Genomic DNA, 10,344 nt, shown 5'->3' on the forward strand with positions numbered 1-10,344 from the left:
TTCCACGCCGACGCCGCCCGGCTCGCCGCGCAGGGCGACGAGCCGGTGCTCGGCAGGGCGCACGCCGGGGGCTTCGGCAACGGGTTCTTCGACCAGTCCGCCCGGCTGTGGGCCCGCGACGGCGCCCTGCTGGCGACCAGCCACCAGTGGGTGTACTTCAAGGACTGACCCGGCGGGTCACTCCGCCACCGGGGTGACCGTGACCGGCGTGGTCAGCACCCGGTCGGCGCCGAGCGTGCGCTCCGGGCCGGTCAGCTCGACCGTCGCCGAACACGGCAGGTCCGCCGCCGAGGAGCCGACGGACAGCTCGATCGTGCCGGGTTCCACCAGGCGCCGCAGGTCGATCCCGGTGAAGCCGGTCCGGTCGGCGTGCACGGTGAACGTCACCCGCGCCGCGGCACCCGCCGCCAGGTCCACCCGCGCGAACCCGACGAGTTGCCGGACCGGTCGGGTGACCTGGGCCCGGACGTCGTGCAGGTAGAGCTGCACCACCTCGGCGCCCGCGCGGTCGCCGACGTTGCGCACCACCACGGAGACCTCCACCGTGCCGTCCGTGGGCACCTCCGCCGCGGAGCACGTCAGCGCGTCGTAGGCGAAGTCGGTGTAGGACAGGCCGTGCCCGAACGGGAACAGCGGCCTCGGGTCGAGGTTGCTGATGCCCTCGCTGTACCCGCCCAGCGGCGGCTGCAGATACGTCGTCGGCTGCCCGCCCGGGTCGCGGGGCACCTGCATCGGCAGCCTGCCGGACGGGTTGATCCGTCCGGAGAGGACACCGGCGATCGCCGCGCCGCCCTCGGCACCGGGCAGGAACGCCTGGACCAGCGCCGCGGCCCGGTCCGCGTACGCGCCGAGGGCGTACGGCCTGCCGGACACCACGACGACCACCACGGGGGTCCCGGTCTCGAGCAGCGCGTCCAGCAGCTCGTGCTGCACGCCCGGCAGACGCAGGTCGGCCGCGTCGCACCCCTCGCCGGAGGTGCCGCCGCCGAACATCCCGGCCCGGTCGCCGACCACGGCCACACACACGTCCGCCTCGCGGGCCGCGGCGACCGCCGCGTCGATGCCGGACCGGTCCGGATCGGACACCGGGACCCCCTGCACCGTGCGGACGTCCGTACCGGGGAACTCGGCGTGCACGGCCTCGGCCAGGGACGGCACGGCCAGACCCCGGTCCAGGTCCGGGTAGCGGGGCAGCACGTGGTTCGGGTACGAGTAGCAGCCGAGCAGCGCCTCCGGGTCGTCCGCGGACGGACCGACGAGCGCGATCCGGCCGGCGTCCGCCCCGAGGGGGAGCGTGTCGCCGCGGTCGGCCAGCAGCACGACCGAGCGCTCCGCCAGCTGCCGGGCCAGTTCCCGGGAGCGGGGCGAATCCAGGTCCACCGAGGAGTCCACATCGGACTCGGGTGTCCAGTCGGGGTCGAGCAGGCCGAGTTCGGCCTTCTGCCGCAGCAGCCGCAGCACCGACCGGTCGACGACCTTCTCGTCGACCCGGCCCGCGCGCACGAGCTCCGCGAGTCCGTCGCCGTAGCAGAGCCCGTCCGGCAGCTCCACGTCGATCCCGGCGGTCAGCGCCAGGGCCCCCGCGTGGGCCCGGTCGTCGGCGACCCGGTGCATGGTCTCCAGGAACGCGACCGCCCAGTAGTCCGAGACCACCGTGCCGGTGAAGCCCCACTCGTCCCGCAGGACACCGGTGAGCAGTCCGGCGTCGGCGGCGGCGGGCACGCCGTCGAGGTCGACGTAGGCGTTCATCACCGACCGGGCGCCGCCCTCGCGGACCGCCGTCTCGAACGGCGGCAGCAGCACGTCGCGCAGCTCGCGCGGGCCGACCGGCACCGGTGCGTGGTTGCGCGCGGCGCGGGAGGCGGAGTATCCGGCGAAGTGCTTGAGCGTCGCGATGATCCCCGCGCCCTGCAGACCCCGGACGTAGGCGGTGCCGAGCATCCCCACCAGGTACGGGTCCTCGCCGAGGGTCTCCTCCACCCGGCCCCACCGGTGGTCGCGGGCGACGTCGAGCACCGGCGCGAGGCCGTGGTGCACGCCCACCGCGCGCATGTCCGCGCCGATGGCGGCGGCCATGCGCTCCACCAGGTCCGGGTCGAACGTCGCCGCCCACGCGGGCGGGGAGGGGTGCACGGTGGCGCCGTAGGTGGTGAACCCGGTCAGGCACTCCTCGTGCACGACCGCGGGCAGGCCGAACCGGTTGCCCGCCATCACCTCCCGTTGCAGCCGGACCACCCGCGCGGTGCCCTCGGGCACGCTCACCGGGGCGGTGCCGAACACGCGGGTGAGGTGCCCGAGCCCGTGCGCGACGCGGCGGTCGAACGGCACCGCGCCCTCGGCGAAGACCTCCTGCATCGGGGCGACCTCGCCGTCGACCCGGTCGGCGCCCGCCGCGTCCTCGTTCTCCGGCCAGGCGCCGCCGAGCTGGGCCAGCTTCTCCTCCAGGGTCATCTCGTCCAGCAGCGCACGGGCACGCTCCTCCGGGGAGGCCGTCGGGTCCTGCCACGCCTTCGGCTGCCGGGCGGGGTCCTGCGGGGCCGGGTCGTTCATCGTTCTCCTCCGGGTGCGGCGGTCGAGTCGCGCACGACGAGGTGCGTGGCGAGTTCGACGTGGTGGGAGTCCAGGGTCTCCCCGGCGATCAGGCGCAACAGCGTGCGCAGCGCGACCCGGCCCATGTCCGGCAGCGGCTGCCGGACCACGGTGAGCGCGGGCGTGGCCAGTGTCGCCAGGACGGTGTCGTCGAAGCCCACGACGCTGAGGTCGTCGGGCACGCGCAGGCCGCGTCGGCGCGCGGCCTCCACCACGCCGAGCGCGGTGGCGTCACTCGCGGCGAACACGGCGGTGGGCCGGTCGGGGTGGTCGAGCAGCCGTGCGCCCATCTCCAACCCGTCCGGGTAGCCGAACGCGCCGTGCAGCGCCAGTTCCGGGTCGGGTGCGACCCCGGCCTTCTCCTGCGCGGCCCGGTACCCGTGCAGCCGCGCCTGGCCGCACGAGGCGCCCTCCGGGCCGCCCGCGAACCCGATCCGGCGGTGCCCGAGCGACAGCAGGTGTTCGGTGGCGGTCACCCCGCCGGAGAAGTTCGTGGCACCGACACTGGTGACCTCGACCCGGGGCAGGTTCAGCGGGTCGATCACCACCAGTCCCAGCCCGGCGTCGGCGAAGCCCTCCACCTGTTCCAGGCTCAGCTCCGAGGTCACCACGATCAGTCCCTCGCGTCCGGCGGCCTTGAGCCGGTTGGCCCACGAGTCGGGGGCGGCGACGGGGCCGTCGGCGCCCGGGACGCGCCCGACCACGACGTCGACCCCCGCCTCGGCCCCCGCCTCGGTGACCCCGCGCAGCAGTTCCAGCGAGTACGGACTGACCAGTTCGTCGAACACCAGGTCGATCACCCGGGCGGGCGTCACGCTCCGCCGGCCCACCTGGGGCACGTACCCGAGCTCGCGGACGGCCTCCTCAACCCGCGCCCTGGTGGCGGTGGCCACGTCGCCGCGACCGTTGAGGACCTTCGACGCCGTCGGCAGGGAGACCCCCGCGGCGTCGGCGACCATCGCCAGCGTCGCCCGCCGCGTGGTGTCGGCGCTCCCTGACACAGCCACCTCCCTCATGCTTGCCGAAAAGTTTCACGTCACTATACATCAAACTATTCCGAAATCAGGTCTTGACCATGCCCGGGGGCGGTTCTATCGTCGGCGTCCATTCAGACGGTTCTTTCCGAAAAGTTTCGAGTTTCTCGGAACCTTCGACGAGGAAGGTGCGGCATGGGCCGGAGACGGACGGCGCTGCTCGCGGTGGGAGCGGCGACGGTGATGGCGATCGGTACGGCCTGCGGGTCCGGCGGACCGGCGGCGGCCGGGGCGTCGGCGTGGGCGCTCACCGGCGGGGACGAACAGAGCATCCGCTCCTCGTTCGACTCGTGGAACGAGGCCAACCCCGACACGGCGATCAACCCCGAGTTCTTCGCCAACGACGCGTACAAGCAGAAGATCCGCACGGCGATCGGCGCGGGCGGGGCGCCCACCCTCATCTTCGGCTGGGGCGGTGGGAACCTGCGCTCCTGGGTCGACGCGGACAAGGTCGCGAACCTGTCCGAGGTGGCCCCGGACGTCGGGGCGCTGACCGACCGGTACCTGCCGTCGGTGCTGGACACCGGCACGGTGGACGGGAACGTGTACGCCGTGCCGAACAACGGGATGCAGCCGGTCCTGATGTACTACAACACGAAGCTCTTCGACCGGATCGGGGCCCAGCCACCGGAGACCTGGGAGGAGCTGATGGCGCTGGTGCCCCGGTTCAACGAGGAGGGCATCGCGCCGTTCGCGATGGCCGGGCAGAGCCGGTGGCCGCAGCTGATGTGGCTGGAGTACCTCGTGGACCGGATCGGCGGCCCGGAGGTGTTCGAGGCCATCGCCGAGGGCGAGCCCGGAGCCTGGTCGCACCCGGCCGTGCTGGAGGCGGGGGAGAAGATCCGGGAACTCGTCGACGCGGGCGGCTTCGCCGACGGGTTCGGCTCGATCTCCGCGGACAGCGGGGCCGACGCGGCCCTGCTCTACACCGACAAGGCGGCGATGTATCTGATGGGCTCCTGGGCCTATCCCAGCATCAAGGACGCGGCGCCGGAGTTCATCGAGAACGGCCATCTCGGACACACCGCGTTCCCCACCGTGGCCGGCGGTGAGGGGGACCCGGCCAACATCGTCGGGAACCCGGCCAACTACTGGTCGATCAGCGCGGAGGCGAACACCGACGAACGGCAGGCCGCACTGGACTACCTGGACCGCGGCCTGATGAACGACGACTACGTGGACACCCTCCTGGAGAACGGCTCGGTGCCGCCGGTGCAGGGGATCGAGGAGGAGCTGGCCGCGGCCGACGACTCCGAGTACCTGTCGTCGGTGTACGAGACGGCGAGCGCGGCGCCCCACTTCGAGCTGTCCTGGGACCAGGCGCTCGATCCGAACCAGGCGGACGAGATGTTGGCGACACTGGAGCAGCTGTTCAACGGCCAGGTGTCGCCGGAGCAGTTCTCGTCCACGATGGACGCGACGATCGGGTGAGACGGTGACGCTCGCGGACGAGGGCACGGGGACCGGCTCCGCCACCGGGGTGACCCGGCGGAGCCGGTCCCGTGCCGACGGGAACCGGGTGGGGCCGTCACCGCTGATGGCCGCGCCCGCACTGGTGTTCTTCGGATTCTTCGCGCTGGTGCCCCTCGTCGGGGTGGTGGCGCTGAGCTTCGTGCGCTGGGACGGCATCGCGGCGATGCAGTGGGCGGGGCTGGACCACTGGGGCAGTGTGCTCACCGACCCGTCGACCTACCACGCGATCTGGCTGAGCGTGCAGGTGATGGTGGTGAGCTGGCTGGTCCAGACGCCGATCTCGCTGCTGCTCGGGGTACTGATCGCACGGCGGGGACGGTACCGGGCCGTGCTCGGGGTGCTGTACTTCCTGCCGATGCTGCTGTCCTCGGCGGCCATCGCGATCGCGTTCAAGGCGTTGCTCGACCCGAACTTCGGCCTGAGTCTCGCCTTCGGCGCCGAGGCCTTCGCGCAGGACTGGCTCGGTGACCCCGATCTCGCGCTCTATGTCGTGGTGTTCGTGATCGCCTGGCAGTTCGTGCCGTTCCACACCCTGCTCTACCAGGCGGGGGTGCGGCAGATCCCCGGATCGCTGTACGAGGCGGCCGAGATCGACGGGGCGGGCCCGGTGCGGCAGTTCTTCCACATCACCGTGCCGCAGCTGCGCTACACGATCATCACGTCGTCGACGCTGATGCTGGTGGGGTCGCTGACCTACTTCGACCTCGTGTTCGTGCTCACCGGCGGCGGTCCCGGTGACGCGACCCGGCTGCTGCCGCTGGACATGTATCTCACCGGGTTCTCCGGCAACGAGATGGGCCGTGCGGGCACGCTGGCCGTGCTGCTCGTGGTGACCGGGCTGGCCCTGGCGCTCGGGCTGTCCCGGTGGGCGAGCTTCGACCGCGGCAGTCAACAGGAGGGAGCCTGATGTCGGTGACGCGGACCCGGCCGAACGTGCCCGGGGGGCTGGCCGGCTTCCTGTGGCTGCTCGTGGTGCTGGTGCCGGTGTACTACGTCGTGGTGACCAGCCTGCGCAGCCAGGAGGGGTTCTTCTCGGCGAATCCGCTGGTGCCGCCCGCCGAGCCCACCCTGGACGCCTACCGGCTGGTGCTGGAGAACGACTTCGGGCGCTACCTGCTCAACAGCGTCGTGGTCACCCTCGGCGCGGTGGCGATCACGGTCGGCGTGTCGCTGCTGGCGGCCTACTTCGTCGTGCGCAGCGACACGCGGCTGGGGCGGTTGACCTACCGCGCGTTCCTGCTCGGTCTGGCCATCCCGCTGCAGGCGGTGATCATCCCGGTCTACTTCCTGATCACCCGGATGAACCTCTACGACACGCTGTTGGCGGTCGTGCTGCCGTCGGCGGCCTTCGCCATCCCGCTGACGGTGGTGATCCTCGCCAACTTCCTGCGGGACGTGCCGAAGGAGCTGTTCGAGTCCATGCGGGTGGACGGCGCGGGGCACTGGCGCACGGTGTTCAGCCTGGTGCTGCCGCTGGTGCGGCCCGCGGTGATCACGGTGGCCGTGTACGACGGGCTCCAGGTGTGGAACGGGTTCCTGTTCCCGCTGATCCTCACGCAGAGCCCCGAGCAGCGGGTGCTGCCGCTGGCGCTGTGGAGCTTCCAGGGGCAGTTCACCGTGAACGTGCCCGCCGTGCTGGCGGCGGTGGTGCTGTCCACGCTGCCGGTGCTGGCGCTCTACATCCTCGGCCGGAGGTATCTCGTCAGCGGGCTCACCGCCGGGTTCGGCCGCTGAGCCCGCAGCCCGTATAACGTCCTGTACCGCGCGGCCCGGTGTCCGACCGGGCCGCGCGGTCGACCGCGGTCACACCGGGGGAGGGTCACCCGGCCGGGCAGCGGACGAGGCGGGACAATGGCGGGCGAGTCGAGACCTACGCGGAGGACACCAACCATGGCGAGAGCCGCCGAACCACCCTCGGGGACCCGGGACTTCCTGGCCGACGAGATGCGTCGCCGGAAGGCCGCCTTCGACACCGTCGCCGGAGTGTTCGAGCATTACGGCTTCGACCCGCTGGAGACGCCGGCGTTCGAGCGGCTGGAGGTGTTCGCGGGCAAACTCGGCGACGAGGCCTCCGCGCTGATCTTCAAGATCCTCAAACGCGGGGTGCACGAGGCCAGCGGTGAGGCCGACCTGGCGTTGCGCTACGACCACACGGTGCCGCTGGCCCGGGTCGTCGGCACCTACGGCAACCGGCTGCCGTCGCCGTACAAGCGCTACGCGATCGGGCCGGTGTGGCGGGCCGACCGCCCGGCCAAGGGCCGGTTCCGCGAGTTCACCCAGTGCGACATCGACACCGTGGGCTCGTCGTCCCCGCTGGCCGACGCCGAGATCGTCTGGGCGGTGCACGACGGCCTCACCGCGCTCGGCGTGGAGGACTTCCGCGTGCTGGTGAACAGCAGGCAGGCCCTCTACGGGCTGCTGGAGGCCTACGGCGTGCCGGACGAGCAGGGGACCGCCGTGCTGGGCAGCCTGGACAAGCTGGACAAACTCGACCCGGCCGCCGTGGCCGAGGAGCTGACCGGGCTCGGGCTGGCGCCGACGACGGCCGAGGAGCTGGTGGGCGACGTCACCGCCACCGACGTGGACCGGGTGCGCAAGCAACTGGACACCACCGAGCGCGGACGGCGCGGGCTGGCCGAGATCGACCGGCTGCTGGAGCTCACCGCCGGGCTGCCGGAGGGGCGGGTGGTGTTCACCCCGCGGATGGTGCGGGGGCTGGACTACTACACCGGGCCGATCTTCGAGGTGGTGGCGCGGGACTACCCCGGCTCGATCGCCTCCGGCGGGCGTTACGACGGGCTGGTGGCGAAACTGGGCGGGCCGGATCTGCCCGCCTGCGGCGGGTCGATCGGCATCGAGCGCATCCTCGCCACCCGGGCCGCCGAGGACGACGGCTCCGCGGGCGGTCTCGACGTGGCCCTGACCGTGCTCGGCGCCGAGGACACCGTGATGCGCCTGGCCGCCGAACTGCGCACCGGCGGGCTGCGCACCGGCGTCTACCTCGGTTCCTCCGGCAAGTTGGCCAAGCAGCTCAAGTGGGCCGACGACCAGCGCGCCCGGCTGGTGCTCATCCACGGCCCGGAGGAACAGGAGTCCGGCGAGGTCACGGTGCGCGACATGCACACCGGCGACCAGACCCGCGTCCCCGTCACCGACGCCGCCACCCACATCCGCGCCCGCCTCCCCTGACCCCGGCTCCGGGTCGTGCCGTGAGGGGCACATTCCCTGCGTGTGACGCAGCGAATGTGCCCCTCACTGCGCCCGGCGCAGGGAACGTGCCCTTCACGGCAACCCCCGGCGCGGTCAGCGGGTGGTGAGGTGGTCGAGGACGAGGTCGGTGAGCAGGGTGCGGTAGTGGGCGCGGCGGTGCGGGGCGAGCATGTCGCGGTCGAAGACGGCCCGGACGGTGTGCCGGTTCGCGGTGCGGAACACGCAGAACGCGCTGATCACCAGGTGCACGTCGAGCGGGTCGACGTCGGCGCGGAACGTGCCCGCGGCACGACCCCGGTCGAGGATGCGGGTGAGCACGTCCAGCGCCGGGTCGGCCAGGCCGGCGAGCTCCGTGGAGCGCGCGAGGTGCTCGGCGCGGTGGATGTTCTCGATCGCCACCAGGCGCACGAACTCCGGGTGCGACTCGTGGTGGTCGAACGTCAGCTCGACGACCCGCCGTAGCGCCTCGACCGGGTCGAGGTGGTCGACGTCGACCTCCTGTTCCCTCGCCCGGATCTCCGCGTACGCCCGCTCCAGCACCGCGACGAACAGCCGCTCCTTGCTGCCGAAGTAGTAGTAGAGCATCCGCTTGGTGGTGCTGGTGCGCGCGGCGATCTCGTCCACCCGGGCACCGGTGTAGCCCTTGTCGGCGAACTCGGCCGTGGCCACCCGCAGGATCTCCGCCCGGGTGCGCCCGGCGTCCCGCGTGCGCCCCCCGTCGCCCCGCTGCTCGGCCACCCGCGTACCCCTTTCCCGCGTCCGGACCGTCACCGGAGCGCCACCGTACCGGGCCGGTCGGGGCCTTCCCCGGCCACCGTCGGTTTATTAACTGTCTGGTTCGTTCATGCTAGCGTCGGGGCCACCCCACGCCCCACCGGGCGGGCGGCACGACCACCGGGGCGGGATCCGGCTCCGGCGAGCAGCACAGGGAGAGACCATGCGCAGTGGCATCGCCACGGTGTGCCTGTCCGGCACCCTGGAGGACAAGCTGGACGCCGCGGCCCGGGCGGGCTTCGACGGTGTGGAGATCTTCGAGAACGATCTGATCGCCTCGTCGTTGTCCCCCGAGGCGGTGCGGCGGCACTGCGCCGGGCTCGGCCTGTCGGTGGACCTCTACCAGCCGTTCCGGGACTTCGAGGCGGTGCCCGGGCCGCTGCTGACCGCCAATCTGCGCCGCGCCGAGTCCAAGTTCGACCTGATGGAGCGGCTCGGCGCGGACACCGTGCTCGTGTGCTCGTCGGTCTCGCCGGACGCCGTCGACGACGACGACCTCGCGGCCGAACACCTGCACACCCTCGCCGAGCGGGCCGCCGCCCGCGGACTCCGCGTCGCCTACGAGGCGCTGGCCTGGGGCAGGCACGTCGACACCTGGCGGCACGCGGCCGAGATCGTCCGGCGCGCCGACCATCCCGCCCTCGGGCTGTGCCTGGACAGCTTCCACGTGCTCTCCCGAGGCGACGACCTGACCGGGCTGGACGCCGTCGACCCCGACAAGCTGTTCTTCCTCCAGCTCGCCGACGCGCCGGAACTGCGCATGGACGTGCTCCAGTGGAGCAGGCACCACCGGCTGTTCCCCGGGCAGGGCGCCTTCGACCTCGCCGCGTTCACCGGGGCGGTGCTCGACGCGGGCTACCGGGGTCCGCTGTCGCTGGAGGTGTTCAACGACGTCTACCGGCAGTCGGCACCCGACCGCGCCGCCGTCGACGCGAAACGGTCCTTGATCGCGCTGGAGGAGCGGGTCGCCGAGCGGTGGGAGAGCGGCGGACGGGACCACGCCACGGTCCCGCTCGGCAGGCTGCCCCGGGCCCCGGAGCTGACCGGCTACGCCTTCGCCGAACTCACCGTCGACGACGGCACCGGCCCCGAGGTGGAACGCACCCTCGCCGCGCTGGGCTTCGCGCACGTCGGGCAGCACCGGTCCAAGCCCGTGCAACTGTGGCAGCAGGGCCGGGCGCGGGTCCTGGTGCACTCCGGCGGCGACCGGGGCACCGCGCTGAACGCGCTGGCGGTGGACAGCGCGGACCCCGCCCGGTCGGCC

The 10,344-nt window shown here is 72.5% G+C and carries 8 protein-coding genes and 1 pseudogene; 6 read left to right on the forward strand and 3 right to left on the reverse strand.

The window, feature by feature from the left end:
- A pseudogene (locus ACTIR_RS23320) lies at window positions 1-168 on the forward strand (thioesterase family protein); the annotation flags it as partial.
- Between the two features lie 9 nt (window positions 169-177).
- Here ACTIR_RS23320 and ACTIR_RS0113730 read toward each other — a convergent pair.
- Together ACTIR_RS0113730 and ACTIR_RS0113735 are read right to left on the reverse strand one after the other, a co-directional pair.
- The gene (locus ACTIR_RS0113730) at window positions 178-2,550 is read right to left on the reverse strand and encodes a beta-xylosidase/alpha-l-arabinosidase (RefSeq protein WP_026454716.1); all 2,373 of its coding nucleotides are present in this window, start codon (window positions 2,548-2,550) and stop codon (window positions 178-180) included.
- A complete protein-coding gene (locus tag ACTIR_RS0113735; protein ID WP_199285626.1) occupies window positions 2,547-3,548 on the reverse strand; it encodes a LacI family DNA-binding transcriptional regulator in 1,002 nt (333 codons plus the stop codon). Before ACTIR_RS0113735 ends, ACTIR_RS0113730 begins: the two co-directional genes overlap by 4 nt.
- A 210-nt stretch (window positions 3,549-3,758) precedes the next feature.
- Between ACTIR_RS0113735 and ACTIR_RS0113740 the strand changes: the two genes are divergently transcribed.
- The 4 genes from ACTIR_RS0113740 to hisS all read left to right on the forward strand — a co-directional run bounded on the left by ACTIR_RS0113740 (window position 3,759) and on the right by hisS (window position 8,285).
- A complete protein-coding gene (locus ACTIR_RS0113740; protein WP_026454718.1) occupies window positions 3,759-5,054 on the forward strand; it encodes an ABC transporter substrate-binding protein in 1,296 nt (431 codons plus the stop codon).
- Window positions 5,055-5,103: 49 nt separating this feature from the next.
- Window positions 5,104-6,003 carry a carbohydrate ABC transporter permease gene (locus ACTIR_RS0113745; protein ID WP_051442427.1) on the forward strand — a complete coding sequence of 300 codons (900 nt, stop codon included), beginning with the start codon at window positions 5,104-5,106 and terminating at the stop codon, window positions 6,001-6,003.
- Window positions 6,003-6,830, forward strand: a complete 828-nt coding sequence (locus ACTIR_RS0113750; RefSeq protein ID WP_026454719.1) for a carbohydrate ABC transporter permease — start codon at window positions 6,003-6,005, stop codon at window positions 6,828-6,830. The genes ACTIR_RS0113745 and ACTIR_RS0113750 overlap by 1 nt, the downstream gene beginning before the upstream one ends.
- A gap of 156 nt (window positions 6,831-6,986) precedes the next feature.
- Window positions 6,987-8,285 carry a histidine--tRNA ligase gene (hisS, locus tag ACTIR_RS0113755; protein ID WP_026454720.1) on the forward strand — a complete coding sequence of 433 codons (1,299 nt, stop codon included), beginning with the start codon at window positions 6,987-6,989 and terminating at the stop codon, window positions 8,283-8,285.
- 114 nt (window positions 8,286-8,399) lie between these two features.
- Here hisS and ACTIR_RS0113760 read toward each other — a convergent pair whose 3' ends face one another.
- On the reverse strand, window positions 8,400-9,044 hold the full coding sequence (locus ACTIR_RS0113760) for a TetR family transcriptional regulator (RefSeq protein ID WP_026454721.1): 645 nt from the start codon (window positions 9,042-9,044) through the stop codon (window positions 8,400-8,402).
- Window positions 9,045-9,243: 199 nt separating this feature from the next.
- On the opposite strand from ACTIR_RS0113760, the gene ACTIR_RS0113765 reads away from it, so the two are divergent.
- On the forward strand, window positions 9,244-10,344 hold a 1,101-nt coding region (locus tag ACTIR_RS0113765; RefSeq protein WP_026454722.1), incomplete at its 3' end, for a sugar phosphate isomerase/epimerase and 4-hydroxyphenylpyruvate domain-containing protein.

Origin of the sequence: Saccharomonospora iraqiensis subsp. iraqiensis, assembly GCF_000430445.1 — a bacterium.
Lineage (GTDB): Bacteria > Actinomycetota > Actinomycetes > Mycobacteriales > Pseudonocardiaceae > Saccharomonospora > Saccharomonospora iraqiensis.